This is a genomic window from Glutamicibacter sp. B1, assembly GCF_039602135.1.
In the GTDB taxonomy this organism is placed as follows: domain Bacteria; phylum Actinomycetota; class Actinomycetes; order Actinomycetales; family Micrococcaceae; genus Glutamicibacter; species Glutamicibacter ectropisis.
Genome location: NZ_CP125942.1, coordinates 2,621,863 through 2,637,266, shown reverse-complemented (window position 1 = coordinate 2,637,266; position 15,404 = coordinate 2,621,863). Strand labels below are relative to the sequence as shown.

The 15,404-nt window shown below is 55.4% G+C and carries 13 protein-coding genes; 6 read left to right on the top strand and 7 right to left on the bottom strand.

All coding sequences use genetic code 11. From position 1 onward, the window contains the following. Positions 1-75 precede the first annotated feature (75 nt). The 4 genes from QMQ05_RS12395 to QMQ05_RS12380 form a co-directional block, all read right to left on the bottom strand. Positions 76-1,884 carry an ABC transporter ATP-binding protein gene (locus tag QMQ05_RS12395; protein WP_345470429.1) on the bottom strand — a complete coding sequence of 603 codons (1,809 nt, stop codon included), beginning with the start codon at positions 1,882-1,884 and terminating at the stop codon, positions 76-78. Then, positions 1,881-3,716, bottom strand: coding sequence for an ABC transporter ATP-binding protein (locus QMQ05_RS12390; RefSeq protein ID WP_434063144.1), 1,836 nt, complete (start codon positions 3,714-3,716; stop codon positions 1,881-1,883). Before QMQ05_RS12390 ends, QMQ05_RS12395 begins: the two co-directional genes overlap by 4 nt. A 162-nt stretch (positions 3,717-3,878) precedes the next feature. After that, positions 3,879-4,832, bottom strand: a complete 954-nt coding sequence (locus QMQ05_RS12385; protein ID WP_345470427.1) for a metallophosphoesterase — start codon at positions 4,830-4,832, stop codon at positions 3,879-3,881. A 119-nt stretch (positions 4,833-4,951) separates the two neighbouring features. After that, on the bottom strand, positions 4,952-7,315 hold the full coding sequence (locus tag QMQ05_RS12380) for a transglycosylase domain-containing protein (protein ID WP_345470425.1): 2,364 nt from the start codon (positions 7,313-7,315) through the stop codon (positions 4,952-4,954). 37 nt (positions 7,316-7,352) lie between these two features. Here QMQ05_RS12380 and QMQ05_RS12375 point away from each other — a divergent pair, with 37 nt between their 5' ends. From QMQ05_RS12375 to QMQ05_RS12365, 3 genes are all read left to right on the top strand, one after another. Then, positions 7,353-7,508, top strand: a complete 156-nt coding sequence (locus QMQ05_RS12375) for a hypothetical protein (protein ID WP_098945512.1) — start codon at positions 7,353-7,355, stop codon at positions 7,506-7,508. A 32-nt stretch (positions 7,509-7,540) separates the two neighbouring features. After that, positions 7,541-8,017 carry a RidA family protein gene (locus tag QMQ05_RS12370; protein WP_058255023.1) on the top strand — a complete coding sequence of 159 codons (477 nt, stop codon included), beginning with the start codon at positions 7,541-7,543 and terminating at the stop codon, positions 8,015-8,017. A 61-nt stretch (positions 8,018-8,078) separates the two neighbouring features. Then, positions 8,079-8,993, top strand: a complete 915-nt coding sequence (locus QMQ05_RS12365; protein ID WP_434063143.1) for an NUDIX hydrolase — start codon at positions 8,079-8,081, stop codon at positions 8,991-8,993. A 94-nt stretch (positions 8,994-9,087) separates the two neighbouring features. Here the strand turns inward: QMQ05_RS12365 and QMQ05_RS12360 are convergent, their stop codons facing one another. Continuing rightward, positions 9,088-9,765 carry a Crp/Fnr family transcriptional regulator gene (locus QMQ05_RS12360; protein WP_022874282.1) on the bottom strand — a complete coding sequence of 226 codons (678 nt, stop codon included), beginning with the start codon at positions 9,763-9,765 and terminating at the stop codon, positions 9,088-9,090. 204 nt (positions 9,766-9,969) lie between these two features. Here QMQ05_RS12360 and QMQ05_RS12355 point away from each other — a divergent pair, with 204 nt between their 5' ends. Further along, positions 9,970-11,160, top strand: coding sequence for a MarP family serine protease (locus QMQ05_RS12355; protein ID WP_345470418.1), 1,191 nt, complete (start codon positions 9,970-9,972; stop codon positions 11,158-11,160). A 13-nt stretch (positions 11,161-11,173) separates the two neighbouring features. On the opposite strand, the gene aroQ is transcribed toward QMQ05_RS12355, so the two are convergent. Together aroQ and acs are read right to left on the bottom strand one after the other, a co-directional pair. Then, positions 11,174-11,626, bottom strand: coding sequence for a type II 3-dehydroquinate dehydratase (aroQ, locus tag QMQ05_RS12350; RefSeq protein ID WP_345470416.1), 453 nt, complete (start codon positions 11,624-11,626; stop codon positions 11,174-11,176). A 129-nt stretch (positions 11,627-11,755) separates the two neighbouring features. Then, positions 11,756-13,732 carry an acetate--CoA ligase gene (gene acs, locus QMQ05_RS12345; RefSeq protein ID WP_345470414.1) on the bottom strand — a complete coding sequence of 659 codons (1,977 nt, stop codon included), beginning with the start codon at positions 13,730-13,732 and terminating at the stop codon, positions 11,756-11,758. 202 nt (positions 13,733-13,934) lie between these two features. Between acs and nth the strand changes: the two genes are divergently transcribed. Beyond that, positions 13,935-14,729: an endonuclease III gene (gene nth / locus QMQ05_RS12340; RefSeq protein ID WP_345470412.1), complete on the top strand. Its 795-nt coding sequence runs from the start codon at positions 13,935-13,937 to the stop codon at positions 14,727-14,729. Then, positions 14,726-15,403 (top strand): NUDIX hydrolase, encoded by a 678-nt coding sequence (locus QMQ05_RS12335; RefSeq protein WP_345470410.1) that lies wholly within the window; start codon positions 14,726-14,728, stop codon positions 15,401-15,403. Before nth ends, QMQ05_RS12335 begins: the two co-directional genes overlap by 4 nt. Position 15,404: the final 1 nt, after the last annotated feature.

The window sequence follows — 15,404 nt, the reverse complement described above, 5'->3', positions numbered from 1 at the left end:
CTGGTAGTGACACAACTGCCCCTGTTGACTCAAGAAATTCTTGAGTCAACAGGGGCAGTTGTGTTTTTGTGGTGCCTAGACCAAGGAGTCTTTCCACGCCTTGTGCAAGGCAGCGAAGCGACCATCGCTGGCAATCAGTTGTTGTGGTGTCCCATCCTCAGTGATCTTGCCATCATGGACTACCAATACTCGGTCAGCGATCTGAACTGTCGATAGACGGTGGGCGATGATCAGCGCCGTACGGTTACCTAACAAGGTCTGCAATCCACGCTGAACCGCGCGTTCTGACGGGATATCCAGGGAGCTGGTCGCCTCATCCAGAATCAGTACCGCCGGATCCGCTAAGAATGCGCGGGCAAAGGAGATCAACTGCCGCTGTCCAGCGGAGACTCGACCGCCGCGTTTGTTGACGTCGGTGTCGTAGCCCTCGGGCAGGTTCAGAATGAACTCGTGGGCTCCTACCGCACGAGCAGCCTCCTGAATTTGTTCAAGGGAGGCGCCAGGCCTTCCCAGTGCAATGTTCTCGGCCACTGATCCGGAGAAGAGGAACGCCTCCTGGGTGACCATGACTACGTGCCGACGTAGTTCCTTATTCGAAAGCTCATTGATGGGCACAGAATCCAGTGTCAACGTTCCCGAACGTAGATCATAGAATCTGGCAATGAGCTTGGCCAATGTCGACTTACCTGCTCCGGTTTGCCCCACAACGGCTACCGTCTGTCCTGCTGGAATGTGCAGATCAAACTTATCCATGATGACCGGACCATCACCATAACCAAAGACAGCGTCCTTGAATTCCAGGTCACCAGCGACCTTTGTGATGCTCTGAGGCTGTCCTGGCTCGCGGACGGTGGGTTCTTCTTCAAGCAGTCCTGAAACCTTCTCCAAGGCCGCGGTTGCTGACTGTAGCGAGGAATAGAACATGGCAATATGCTCAACTGGCTGGAAGAGTCGCTTGGAAGCCAAGAGGATGGCCACCATGGCACCGACCTCCATAGAACCGTTGATGATGCGGAAACCGCCGTAGGCCAGCAGAGCAGCCACTGTCAGGTTGCCAATGAGAACAAGCCCGGGTTGCAAGATGCCAAAGAGATTGAACGAGCGCACCGAGTTATCTCGATATTTCTCGGCGATTTGTTGGTAGTTTTCGTCGTTGGCGCGTTCACGACGGAACGCCTTCACCGCACGAATGCCGGTCATGGTTTCTACGAAAGTCGAGATGACCTTGGCCGAGACAACGCGAGATTCTCGATACAAAACTTCAGAACGGCGTTGATACCAGAAGAAGAGCACCGCTACCGGTATGGCTGCGAGGCAGACGACGAGCCCGCTTTGCCAGTCCAAGAAGAAAATCGAAATCAACGTGAAAATGATGAAAACGCAGGAGGAAGCTAGCTCAGAGACACCCTGATCCAAGAGTTCTCGAAGGGTTTCCAGATCCGAAGTCTGTCGGGAAATGATGCGACCAGAGGTGTAGTTCTCATGGAATTCTAGACTCAGGCGCTGGGTATGACGGAAAACTTGTTGGCGAAGATCTAACAGCATTGCTTGGGATATTTTTGCCGCGGAGTTGATGTACCAAGCCAGTAAAACACCGCTGAGAATTGCACAAACAATGTAGCCGGCACCAGTCAGCCCGAGGGCCGCCCAGTTTCCTTCGCGAACCTGCGGCAAGGTCCAATCGATGGCGAACGCAATGATCACTGGCAACATCACTCGGGCAGCGTTCGAGACTAAAACTAGTACAACCGTGAGGATGAAGAGTTTTTTCTGTGGCAAGGCGAGGGCCGCCAACAGCCGGAAGGAGCGTTGACGTACGACCTTGCGTTCAGCGCCTGAGAGCTTGATGGAGTCCTCGTTGGCAACACCTAATGGTTTACTCATCGTGAGGCCTCCCCGGCGGTTGTAAGTTCCTCGTCATCCAGGCTGGCAATGACAAAACGGTAGTGCTCGTTTGTGCTCAGTAAGTGCGTGTGACTACCTACCGCATCGATACGTCCATCGCGTAATAGGGCTACTCGGTCTGCCAGCATCACCGTGGATGGTCTGTGTGCCACAATCAATGTGGTGGTTCCCGTTAGTACTTCCCGAAGCTTTTCGGTCACTAGTTCTTCGGTGCGAACGTCCAGTGCGGAGAGCGGGTCATCAAGTACTAACACGCTGGGCCGAGCTGCGATGGCTCGGGCCAGAGCAATGCGCTGTCGCTGACCGCCTGAGAGGGAGAGTCCTTCCTCGCCGATGAGCGTATCTACGCCCTGTGGTAGCGAATATGCGAAGTGCGCCTGGGCCACATCTAGCGCTTCGTCCAGCAAGGCTTGCCGTTCATCTTCAGTGAGGGATGCGGGCGCACCGAGCAAGACATTGTCTCGGATGGTCGTGGAGAACAAGGTGGTGTCTTCAAAAGCGACGGCAATTTCCGTGCGTAACTGATCAAGATCCCAATCTTTGACGTTCTGTCCATGCACTAAAACTTCTCCTGCGGTGGTTTCGTGCAGGCGTGGAATGAGGTTGAGAAGTGTTGATTTTCCTGAACCAGTGATACCGACTAAAGCCATAGTTTCACCGGGTCGAATCTGAAGATTGATATCGGCGAGGATCGGTCGGTGCGTTCCAGCGGTGTCGGGATAGGCAAAGCGGACATGATGCAGTTCTACGCTGCCATCGCGATGTTCTGGGCTGCTTGGATCTTCGGGGGAGACGATGTCATTGGTCGCGTCCATGACCTCAAAATGACGGTCTAGGGCGGTCTTGGTACTTAGGGTCATGCCCAACAGCATGCCCATTCCTTCGACCGGCCCAGCAATCACTGCGGCAATCGCGAAGTAGGCAACTAAAGCTCCGACGCTGAGAGTCCCGTTGGCGACTTGCGCGATGCCGATAATTAGACCAAGGCCCAAAATTGTTTCTGGCACAGCGACCACAGTGAGCAAGAAACTGGCCAGCGTCTTAGCCTTGGCGATTTCGGTTTCCTGCAAGGACTTAGCCTGGGAATTAAAACCTTCGTAAATATGTGGCCCGCGACCAAACGCCTTGATCACGCGGATGCCATGTACGGATTCTTCAACGGCGGTGGCCAAGTCGCCGGCTTGATCTTGGCTGAGTCGGCTGGCTGCGCGGTATTCATTGCGGAATCGGTAGGCCTTAATGGCAATGGGGATGGAGCCCAAAAAGTACAGCAGGCCTAAGATCCACGAATGCGTGAACATGAGGACTAAACCAGTGATGACGGTAACGGTCTCAACCACGAGCATCATGGCGCCGAAGGCCAGCCAACGCCGTAGCAACGAGAGATCTGACATGGAGCGGGAGAGTAGCTGGCCGGAGCCCCAACGTTCGTGGAAGGCGACTGGCAGGCGCTGAAGATGCTTATAGAACCGGATGCGCATCTTGGTTTCTAGCCCGGCAGCGGGGGTGAGTACAAATTGTCGACGCATGAAGATTAAGAATGCTTCAACGAATCCCAACGCAGCCACGATGGCAACGGAAATCCAGACCTCGGATGAGACACCGTCGCGGTGTAGTACGGAGTTCACTAGCCAGGCCAAAACCTGTGGGATGACTAGAGCTACGATGCCAGCACCAAGGGCGCACAAAAAACCGCAGAACAGTCGGGGGAGAATCGGCTTCACAAACGGATATAGCCGTTTCAACGTTGCGGAAAGCGGAACAGGATCTTTGGAATCGACCTTTTGTGCTTGCGCCACGGTACCCCGCATTCATCCAGAAGTTAGACAGAGCTTCAGCTTACCGTTAGTGGTTGAGAGAATTCAATCGATTTTCGGATATGGGAAAGAAATGCTTCAGATGAGGTTAAAGTGAATCCCGGTATCTCACGAGGATTCGTGAGATACCGGGATTCAAAAGGTGAGAGAGCGAACCTAGTTGCGTCCGGTTAGTGTCACCAAGATGGCTTCTGGTGGGCAAGCAAAGCGGATAGGTGCAAAACGCGATGTGCCTAAACCGGCCGATACGTTCAGCGGCACAGAGTTTCCAGCGTATTCCCAATCGCTAAGTCCGCGGGCACGCCAGTTTGGTAGGTCACAGTTTGAGACCAGCGCGCCGTAGCCAGGGATGCACACCTGCCCACCATGGGTGTGGCCAGCAAAGATGACATCTGCCTTCGCTTCTGTGAACTGGTCCAGCACGCGCTGGTACGGAGCATGGGTCAGGGCAATACGGACGTGCGGGGCCTGATTGCTGGTTGAAGAGCCACGTGGCCAGCCCGCGAAATGATCCCGGTCAATGTGCGGATCATCCACGCCGGTCAAGTCCAAGCGGAGTCCATTGAGCACCGTGGAATGCGAGCGGTTAGACATGTTGACCCAACCGGCAGCACCGAAAGCCCTGTGCATGTCTTCAAAAGCGAGTAGATCCCGCGAGGCAGGATTTGGAATGCCATTGGTGCGCCCAAAGTACTTGAACGGATTCTTGAGTCTTGGCGCGTAATAGCAGTTAGAACCTGGAACGAATGCACCAGGGAAAGCCATCAGTGGTTTTAAGGCTCTCAGGAGCGGAGGGATCCCATCGCGATGGCTGAGGTTATCTCCGGTGTTGATAACAAAATCAGGCTTCAGGTCAGCAAGCTCGCGCAGCCATTGGATCTTTACTTCTTGGCCAGGAATCATGTGGATATCCGAAAGGTGCAGCACCTTAATATCGGCTGCGCCTCGAGGCAGAATGTTCAAGGTTTCGCGACGAAGTCCAAATTTCTGCGTCTCAAGCATGCCGTAGCCAACTAACGCACCGCCAAGGGCTAATGCACCACCGGCAGCGAGAGCAGTAGTGCCAGCCGCATGACGCAGTGCTGCAGCAAATGTTTTGTGTTCAACCATGACCTGTCTGCCATCGTCCTTTCATGCCCTGAAGCAATCATTGGTGAAGTCCGCTATTGCCAATCTAGACCGAAGGCCGCGTTCAACCAAAGTTGAACGCGGCCTTCGTTGGAACTTAACTAGCCGTCGGATTTCTTTCCGTTGCCATTACCGTTCCCGTTACCGTTTCCGTTGTTCTTATTCGAATCGCTGCTATTGCTGCTCTTCGAGTCAGACTTTTGGTCGGTTGATTCCTTAGTGGAAGTAGTTGACTCACTCTTGGAATCTGATTCCTTCTTCGAATCCTCCGAATCGGACTTTGAATCAGACTTTGAGTCGCTGGACGAGGAAGAAGAGGATTCCTTGGTGGTCTCCTTCTTGACTACTGGTTTGCTGCGAGCAGAGCCGAAGCTGCTGCGATCGTATTCGAGCACTGCTTCTTCCATGAAGTCCACCCAGAGTGGAGCTGCATAGGTCGAAGAGTCAACCATCGCTGGAGCCTGCTTGTCGTTGATGATGGCTCCGTGCAAGGTGGTTTCTTCGTTACCGGTCTTGCCGTTCAGACGGCCAACCCAGGTAGCGGTGGAAATGCCGGTGGTGTAACCAACGAACCAGGTAGAGGTGGCGTAGTTGTTCGTTCCGGTCTTACCCGCGATAGGACCTGCAACTCTTCCCTTAGAAACTCGTTTGGTCGCGATTTTCTTTAGAGTGCCATTGAGGTCGGCGACATAGGTCGGGTCAATTTCTTGTGAGCACGATTCCTGAGGAACCTTGTACTCATTGCCGTCCTTATCCGAAACGCTGGTCATCGCACGTGGCTGGCAGAACTCGCCCTTGTTAGCGAAGGTTGCAAAAGCTGCAGCCTGCGATAGTGGGGTGATGTTGGCCGAACCAATGATGAACGATGGGTTCGCTGGGCTGATTGGACCAGGCTGACCATTATCGGCGTCCTGATCCAATACTCCTAGACGCTTGGTGTAATCAGCGATGGTGCACAAGTCAGTCTTGTAAGCTTCCTGAACTGTTGCCGAGTTAATGGACCAGTACAAACCGGTATCAACGGTCATGCGACGGTAGAAACCAGCCGAAGCGTTCTTCGGTTCCCACTTGGAGGTGTAAGTTGTTCCACCTGGCAAACAGGAAGCACGCCATTTATTCGCAGAGGTGAAGTTCTGCTTCTTCGCGTTGATGGTGTCGTACATGTGGTTGCCCTCGGTGAGCCAGGCAAGCGTGGTGTACGGCTTCATGGTCGAACCGCCCTGGAAGCCACCGGCGCCACCCTTCGAACGTTCAACAGCGAAGTTGTAGTACGTACTTGCGCCAGAGTCTTTGCTCTCTGGACCGTAAGTGGTGTTCTGCGCCATGGTCAGGATGTTTCCGGTACCTGGCTCCACGGAGACGACCGAAGAGTAGATGTCCTTGTTGGACTTAGCGTTTGGATCAATAGCGTTGCGAGCGTCGGCGGCAGCCTTCTTGTTCAGCGTGCTATTCAGCGTGGTCTTAATGGTCAGTCCGCCGCGGTACAGCAGGCCTTCGCGATCTTCCTTGGTTTTGCCGAAGGTATCATCGCTGAGAATCAGGTTAGTGACGTAGTCGCAGAAGTACGCGTTGTCACCAGCAGCCGAGCAGCCCGATGGGGAAGTGCTTGGCTTGAGTTCGAGGTCCGACTTAACTGCGGTGTCGTATTCCTTCTTCGTAATCGCGCCGGTGCGGTACATGTTGCCCAGCACCTTGTTGCGTCGATCAAGAGAACGTTCTGGGTTATTGATTGGGTTATAAACGTTCGGCAACTGAACCATGCCAGCAAGCATGGCAGACTGCTGGACGTTCAAGTCCTTAGCATCAATCGAATAGAAGCGCTGGGCCGCGGCCTGGACTCCGTACTCACGACCGGAGAAGAGCACCAGGTTCAGGTAGCCTTCAAGGATTTCGTCCTTGGACATTTCCTTTTCGATAGCTACCGCGTACTTCAGCTCGCGGATCTTTGCCGCATAATCCTTTTGACCCGAAATGGTCGATTCCTCAGAACCGGTCAGTTCCTGATTGTTCACCAGCAAGTTGTTCACGTACTGCTGAGTCAAGGTTGATGCACCGGAACGCGAGGTGGAGGTCAAGTTGCCCACGATGGCTCGTGCGATGCCCTTAGGGTCGACACCGTTGTGCTCGTAGAAGCGTTCATCTTCCACGGAGACGATGGCCTTACGCATATACGGCGAGATGTCATCAAGTTTCACGGGTTCGCGATTTTGTTGATAGAAAGTCGCGATGGTTTTTCCGTCGGCATCGAGGATCGTTGAAGGCTCCGAAATGGGGAGCTTTTCAAACGAGCTTGGGAGCGCGCTGACAATGTTGTTACCGGTGGTCAAACCGGTTTTAGCGATTGCAGCGACGGGCACAAGCATGCCTGCTGCGAGCACACCACACAGGGCGCTGATTCCGAAGAATGCAACGACTTTTCCCAGGGTGGTGGCGGTATCAAAAAAGGGGGACTTCTTGGCTGCCATACCCACTAGTTTACAAGGACGCGATAACGTATCCAGTATGACTAAATGGGAATACGCCACTTTGCCACTCTTGATCCACGCAACAAAGCAGATTTTGGACCAATGGGGGGATGATGGTTGGGAGCTTGTCACCGTAGTTCCTGGCCCTAACGGTTCATCGCCAGTGGCCTACATGAAGCGTCCAAAAGAGTAAACAAAACACACTTCCTTAAGGAGAGAAAGCCCATGCAAGAAGCGACTTCCTCGCGTGTCGAAGCACGTCTGAACGAACTGGGTTTCACCCTGCCAGGCGTAGCAAAGCCCGTCGCTGCCTACCTGCCAGCGGTCACCACCGGCAACTATGTTTACACCTCAGGTCAGCTTCCGCTGATTAATGGTGAACTCTCAGTTGTGGGAAAGGTCGGTGCAGAGGTTTCGGCCGAGGACGCTAAGGCTCAGGCGCAGGTTGCTGCGCTGAACGCCCTGGCTGCCATCAAAGCTGAAATTGGTGACCTAGATCGCATTAAGAGAATTGTGAAGGTCGTCGGATTCGTGTCGTCGGCACCTGAGTTCACCGGACAGCCTGGAGTCATCAACGGCGCCTCCGAATTCTTCGGTGAAGTACTCGGGGATGCCGGGCTGCATTCGCGTTCAGCAGTCGGCGTTGCCGTGCTGCCCTTGAATGCACCGGTTGAGGTTGAGGTCATCGCCGAATTTGAGTAGTTCATTTCAGCGGTCTTCTGCGCGGCCCGCAAAAGCTTTTCCTTGCGGGCCACGCAGTGGCATGGTGCGCAGAATCTTTGATCTGCCACCGCACCAGATCCCTACGGCCGAAAATTGGTTCAGTTTTGGTTCCCGCACTCCGCGAAGCCCACGCCGCGCCTCCTCAGTGTGCCTCGTAAGGGACTGTTCCAAAGGCGTGGAGACATACCTGACCTTTCGGCCCGGCGGCTCGCCACTAGGCAACGTAGCCTTTCCTGGTGGAAGCCATGAGGCCAGCGACCGAGATACCTACCAATGGTTTGGTCCTAGCCTGTCCCAATGGTCCAAACGCATGGACGTGCTTGACCAGCAGTTGGTCCAGGCACATATTGTTTGTGCCATTCGTGAGCTCTTTGAAGAAACCGGGATCTTACTGGCTGGCACCGATGAACAATCAATCATTGAAATGGCTGATCCTGAAGAGTGGATGAGCGCTCGCGAAGCGATTGCCGGTCAAGACCTTTCCTTCGACGAGTTTCTACGCCGTCGAGGTCTGGGGCTGCGCACCGATCTATTACGTCCTGTTGCGCACTGGCTCAATCCGAACTTTGCACTACGCAGGTTTGATACCTGGTACTTCGCCGCGACCGTCCCCAACCGTCAGGAAGCCTCGCTACTTCGCGGCAAAGGCAAGTGGGGACGCTGGCAAGTAGCCAGTCAGGTGCTGGCCCAACGCAATACCAGCGAACTAGGCGACCTTGTGGGGCAGCCAAATACCGTCGGACTCAACCTGTCACGCATTAGTTATCCGGCAGTGGAAATGATGTTGGAAGCCATGGCAGATGCCAATGGGGTCGTAGCATATTTGTCCCGGTCGCGTTCTTTGGATTTGAAACATCCTGACTTATTAGTGCGTGACGGTATTTATTATTTGGAAGTTTTGGGCTCAATGAGCGCCGAATCATCTCGACCGTGGCAAGCAACCGCTGGACATTAAAATACTGAGCTAATAATTACTGAGCTAAAACAACTTAAAAATAGTGTGGGCCGAATATCCAATTGGATATTCGGCCCACACTCTTTTGCTTGGGTTAGCGTGAACGCTGACGCAGACGCTGGATGTCTAGGATCACGACGGCGCGTGCTTCCAGACGTAGCCAGCCGCGCTGAACGAATTCAGCCAAAGCCTTGTTTACGGTTTCACGCGATGCGCCAACCAGCTGAGCTAGCTCTTCCTGAGTCAGCTCGTGAGCTACCAGGATGCCATCGGTTGCTGGGCGGCCGAAGCGGTCAGCAAGATCAAGCAGAGCCTTAGCAACACGGCCAGGAACATCGGAGAAGACCAAGTCCGCGAGGGACTCGTTGGTGCGACGCAGACGGGCAGCCAGAGCCTGTAGCAACTGGATCGAGACCTCAGGGGAGTTCAGGATCGCCTTGCGCATGTTCTCGTGGCTCAAGCCTGCCAGTCGGGTTTCCGACACAGCGGTGGCCGTCGCGTTACGTGGGTGTGGATCGAATAGGGCCATCTCGCCAAACAGTTCGCCTGGGCCAAGAACAGCAATCAGGTTTTCGCGACCATCCGAGGAGGTGCGACCCAGCTTAATCTTGCCCGAAACGATGAAGTACAGACGGTCGCCCTGATCGCCTTCACGGAACACCGATGCACCGCGGGACAGATCAACCTCGGTCAATTCTTCGGTGAGCGCGGCGAATACTTCATCACCAAGCGACGCAAACAGTGGCGCGCGACGCAGTACCTCGATATCCATTAAATCTCCTGTCAACAGTAGTAGGCGCTTACTTCATTGTGCCGTATTCAGTAACAATGTGACAGTTTCCACACGTGGTTTTACCGAGAAAATGTTGAACGTCACGCTCATTCGGCCAAAACTCGCGAATATGCTCGCAGAAATCCATCAGCTTCTAAGGGTACCTTGGGTTAATACAAAGTACTTGAACGCATTGGAGTCTTGGTGCTCGGAATTTTCAGCTGGCTCGACGTAGTCATCTGCGCTGTTTTGCTGACCTTTTTCATCATCGGGCTTCGACGCGGTTTTCTTTTGACCGTCGGCGACATGGTGGGTCTCATCCTTGGGGGCATTGCCGCGTTCTTTGCCATCCCGTTGGTTTCCACCTTCGCGAATAATCCGTGGTGGCGTGTCGCGCTGATGGTCGCCACCGCGGCGGTGCTGATCATCCTGGGCCAAGCTCTTGGACGAGTCATCGCCACCCGCATTCGTCACTGGATGAACGTCGACTTTTTACGCTCGGCAGACCGTATCGCCGGTGGTGTTCTATCGGTCCTGATTAGCGCCACAATCATTGGCGCGCTGGCGTTTTCGACCTCCAGCATGGGTATTCCACGACTGTCCTTGGAGATTGGTAAGTCCACCATGATCCAAGCAATTCGTAACGCGACCCCATCCTTCGTGAACTCAGCAATTTCTACGGCACGTTCGAAGGTCATCGCCGAAACCCTCCCGGCCTTCTTGGAGCCTTTTGCTCCTTCCGTGGACCAGCCGGTGGACACCGATTGGGAGGCCACCGACCTGCAACGCGCCGCCGCCCAGTCAGCAGCAAAAGTCTCTGGCACCGCGGTCCAATGCGGCGTTAACCTCACCGGTTCCGGGTTCGTGGTGGCACCAGAAATGGTGATGACTAATGCCCACGTGGTGGCCGGTTTAGGGTCCGCCACCATAGAGACCGGTCGTGATGAAGTTCACCGCGGAAAAGTGGTTTACTTCGATCCCGAGACCGATATCGCCCTGCTGTACGTCGAGGGCTTAGAGACTCCGGCCATTGAACTTGCCGACCATGACCTGACCCGCGGCGACGCCGCAGCGTTCATTGGTTACCCAGCCGGCGGACCACAACAAATTCGCAGTGCCTTGATTGCTTCGCGAGCCAATGTCTCGATTGCCAATATCTATGGCACTGACCCATCACGAATTTCCGTCTATCAGCTCACCGCCGAGGTCGCTCAAGGTAACTCCGGGGGACCATTGTTGGACGAGAGCGGCGAGGCCGTCGGGCTGATTTTTGCTAAGTCCCGCAGCGATGATCAGGTCGGATTCGCCCTGAGCCTCGAAGAAATGGAGCATGCCTTGGAGCTCGGCGGTTCGCAGCGCACCTCGGTGAAGACCGGGGACTGTATCGCCGACTAGCCGGGAACGCGGGCTACTTATTGAGCAGGTAGGCGAGTTGTTCTACCGCTAGTTTGTACCCGTTCACTCCGGCACCGACGATGATCGAGCTGGCCACCGGAGAAATGTACGAGTGGTGACGGAACGCTTCACGTTGGTGCACGTTGGAGATGTGAACTTCAATCAATGGCAATTGCACACCGCTGGCTGCATCAGCTAATGCGACCGAGGTGTGGGTGAAGGCCCCGGGATTCATCACGATGCCCACCGCGTTGGTGCGGGCCTCATGAATCGCATCGATGAGCACACCCTCATGGTTGGACTGAAGGGCGCGTAGCTCAAAACCGTGGGCCGTGGCGGTGTCGCGGGCGAGCTGTTCAACATCGGCCAAGGTGTCATGACCATAAATCTGCGGCTCCCGGGTTCCCAAGAGATTCAGGTTTGGGCCGTTCAGGAGCAAAATTGTGCGTGATGAGTTCTCAGTCATGGACTCAAATCTAGTGCAAAGCATCGGTAAGACTCGGGATTCTTTATTGATGAACGAGAAAACGCTGCCGTGGGGCAGAACGCTTTTAGCGTTCTGCCCCACGGCAGCCTCGTGAACTCAGCGAGAAGACTACTTGCCCATGGACTGAGCGATCTGGCTCATCACCGTTGAATCCGAGAGTGTGGTTGCGTCACCAACTTCTCGTCCTTCGGCCACATCCTTGAGCAGACGGCGCATGATCTTGCCCGAACGGGTCTTAGGCAGTTCGGGAACCACCAGCACATGCTTTGGCTTGGCGATTGGACCGATGTCCTTACCCACGTGGTTGCGCAGGGTCGCAATGACATCCTCGCCTTCTGCAGGCTCGCTCTGCAAGATGACGAAGGCGACCACCGCTTCACCGGTGGTTTCATCCTTGGCACCGACCACGGCGGCCTCGGCCACGTACGGGTGCGCCACTAGGGAGGACTCAATTTCGGTGGTGGACAGGCGGTGACCTGACACGTTCATCACGTCATCAACGCGGCCCAACAGCCACAGGTCACCATCGGCGTCCTTCTTCGCACCGTCACCGGCGAAGTACATATTATCGAAGCGCGACCAGTAGGTTTCCTTGTAGCGTTCCATGTCGCCCCAGATGCCGCGTAGCATGGCAGGCCATGGATCGCGGATGACCAAGAAGCCACCCTCGCCATCGGCCACCGAATTGCCAGCCTCGTCGACCACATCCACGCTGATACCTGGCACGGCGACCTGCGCCGAGCCTGGCTTGGTGTGGGTGACACCAGGTAGCGGAGCGATCATATGTGCGCCGGTTTCCGTCTGCCACCAGGTGTCAACAATCGGGGTCGGGTTCTCTTTACGTTCCCCGTTTTTGCCATTGTTGGTGCCGATAACATCGCGGTACCACATCCATGCCTCAGGGTTGATGGGTTCACCCACGGAGCCCAACACGCGCAGGCTGGACAGGTCGTAGCCATCGGGGATCTGCCGACCCCACTTCATGAAGGTACGGATGGCGGTAGGGGCGGTGTACAAAATGGAGACACCGTACTTTTCCACCAGTTCCCACCAGCGACCCTGATGTGGGGTATCCGGGGTGCCTTCGTACATCAGCTGGGTGGCACCGTTGATCAACGGTGCATAGGTGACGTACGAGTGACCGGTAATCCAGCCAATGTCGGCGGTGCACCAGTACACGTCGGTTTCTGGGTGCAGGTCGAAGGTATCGCGGTGGGTCACCGCACCCTGGGTGAGGAAGCCACCGGTGGTGTGCACGATGCCCTTAGGCTTTCCGGTGGTGCCCGAGGTGTACAGCACAAAGAGTGGGTGTTCAGAGTCGTGAGCGACTGCGGTGTGCTCGGTGGAAGCGTCGTCCACTACCTCGTGCCACCACTTATCCAAAGGACCGAATTCCACTGGCTGGGCGTTGCGCTTGACGACCAAAACATTCTCGACGGTGTGACCCGGTGCCGCCAGAGCTTCATCCACGGCAGCCTTCAGTGGTGACGGCTTGCCACGGCGCCAGGTGCCGTCGGCGGTGACCACAAGCTTGGCATCAGCGTCATCAATGCGGCTACGCAACGCATCGGCGGAGAAACCACCGAAGACTACCGAATGGATCGCTCCGATGCGGGCGCAGGCGAGCATGGTGATGACTGCTTCTGGGATCATTGGCAGGTAGACGGCCACGCGGTCACCCTTGGCTACACCCAGGGATTCGAAGGAATTGGCTGCCTTCTTAACCTCTTCGGTGAGCTGAGCATAGGTGTAGGAACGTGAATCGCCTGGTTCGCCTTCGAAGTAGATCGCAACGCGATCACCCAGCCCGTTTTCAACGTGTCGATCTAGCGCGTTATAAGCTGCGTTGAGTTTTCCGCCGACAAACCACTTTGAAACCGGTGCCTGCGACCAATCCAAGGTCTCGGTGAAATCGGTATCCCAGGTCAGTACCTTGCGGGCCTGATCTGCCCAGTATCCCAACCGGTCAGCCGCAGCTGCTTCGTAGCTGGCTGCGCTAGCGACGGCCTGGTCGCTGAATTCCTTGCTCGGGGCAAAGGAACGGGTTTCATTCGACAGGTTATCTAAGGTCTTCGAATCGCTCACGGGCTTCGCGTCCTTCCGCGTAGTCACAAATACTCTCTGTGATCAAAGTTACATGCTTTGCCGTCGCTGATTGTGGTTTGTGTCACGGGCAATGGGGATTTAGGGTAAATTCTGCGCCCAACGGTCAGCTCGCTGCGACGAATAGCATTCAATGCTGGTGTCTGAAGATGAAAAGTGAGCGTACCCATGACACGATCAATGCGTGGCGAATAAAGCAAAACTGGAAACCGAACTGGGTCTGAAGAGACGGGCCCGCAAGATCAATAGGGTACTGTCCGAAACCTATCCCTATGCGGTTCCCGAACTAGATTTTGAGAACCCTTTTGAGCTGCTGGTTGCCACGGTGCTCTCTGCACAGACGACCGACGTGCGGGTCAACGCGATCACCCCGGCACTCTTCGCCCGATTCCCCGATGCGCTAGCGATGAGCCAAGGCGAACGCAGCGAGATAGAAGAACTCATTCGTCCTACTGGATTCTTTCGCGCCAAAACCGACTCCTTGCTCGGACTTTCCGCCGCCCTGGTGGAACGTCATGACGGGCAAGTCCCGCCAAAACTAGAAGAACTGGTCAAACTCCCTGGCGTAGGACGCAAAACAGCCAACGTGGTGCTAGGCAATGCCTTTGGGGTTCCCGGCATCACCGTTGACACACACTTTGGGCGCCTAGCGAACCGCTTTGGATGGACCGATGAAACCGACCCGGTGAAAATCGAACATGCGGTGGGGGAGCTCTTTGAAAAGCGGGATTGGACGATGCTCAGTCATCGCGTGGTCTTCCACGGACGGAGGATCTGTCACGCCCGCAAACCGGCGTGTGGCGTCTGCCCGGTAGCTAAGCTCTGCCCCTCGAATGGAATCGGCGAGGAAATACCTGCCAAGGCAAAACAGTTACTTAAGTATGAGCTTGCTCCCGGGCGAGAAGAACTACTGGCAAAAATGCAGGCCGGTGCGACCCGGAGGCAACTGAGAGCCGAAGGGTATGGATTAGACGCATGAGCGCACGCAGCCAGTTGCAACAGGTGATTGCCAAACATCGGGTGAGCGCCGGGGCAACCCAGAAACTGCCCAATGAGTGGATCAGCATGAACGTGGAATCTAATGCTGTGCGTAAGGCGGCGGTGCTGATCCTCTTTGGTTCGGCCAGGGACACTGCGCTCGCCGATGGCGCTCAGGCTCAAGACCTTGACCTGCTCTTCGTCGAACGAGCCACCACCTTGCGCAAGCATGCCGGACAAATCGCATTCCCCGGCGGTGGCATTGATGAAGAAGACTCTAGCGTGGCTGCGGCTGCGTTGCGTGAAGCTTGGGAAGAAACCGGGGTAGATACCAACGGCATCGAAGTGCTCGGGCATTTGAGTGAAACCGAATTGCCGGTATCCAATTTCTTGGTCACCCCAGTCTTGGGCTGGTGGCATACCGAATCGAAGGTCCATGCCGTTGACCCGGCCGAAAGCGCCGGGGTGTTTCGTGCACCGGTAGCGCAACTACTGGATCCCAAGAATCGACTGACCGGGGTAGTACAGCGTAATCAGCAGAAGTTCACCTCGCCAGCCTTCGAATTTGAAGACCGAATCATTTGGGGCTTTACCGCGATTGTGCTTGACCGGCTTTTCACTGAGCTTGGCTGGACCCGACCATGGAACACTCACCGGGAACTGCAAATGGCCTAAG

Coding starts and splice junctions, on each gene's coding strand:
- QMQ05_RS12395 (WP_345470429.1), bottom strand. CDS start 1,884: ATGAGTAAACCATTAGGTGTTGCCAACGAGGACTCCATCAAGCTCTCA.
- QMQ05_RS12370 (WP_058255023.1), top strand. CDS start 7,541: ATGCAAGAAGCGACTTCCTCGCGTGTCGAAGCACGTCTGAACGAACTG.
- QMQ05_RS12360 (WP_022874282.1), bottom strand. CDS start 9,765: ATGGATATCGAGGTACTGCGTCGCGCGCCACTGTTTGCGTCGCTTGGT.
- aroQ (WP_345470416.1), bottom strand. CDS start 11,626: ATGACTGAGAACTCATCACGCACAATTTTGCTCCTGAACGGCCCAAAC.
- QMQ05_RS12390 (WP_434063144.1), bottom strand. CDS start 3,716: ATGCGGGGTACCGTGGCGCAAGCACAAAAGGTCGATTCCAAAGATCCT.
- QMQ05_RS12335 (WP_345470410.1), top strand. CDS start 14,726: ATGAGCGCACGCAGCCAGTTGCAACAGGTGATTGCCAAACATCGGGTG.
- QMQ05_RS12380 (WP_345470425.1), bottom strand. CDS start 7,315: ATGGCAGCCAAGAAGTCCCCCTTTTTTGATACCGCCACCACCCTGGGA.
- QMQ05_RS12375 (WP_098945512.1), top strand. CDS start 7,353: ATGACTAAATGGGAATACGCCACTTTGCCACTCTTGATCCACGCAACA.
- QMQ05_RS12365 (WP_434063143.1), top strand. CDS start 8,079: ATGGTGCGCAGAATCTTTGATCTGCCACCGCACCAGATCCCTACGGCC.
- QMQ05_RS12385 (WP_345470427.1), bottom strand. CDS start 4,832: ATGGTTGAACACAAAACATTTGCTGCAGCACTGCGTCATGCGGCTGGC.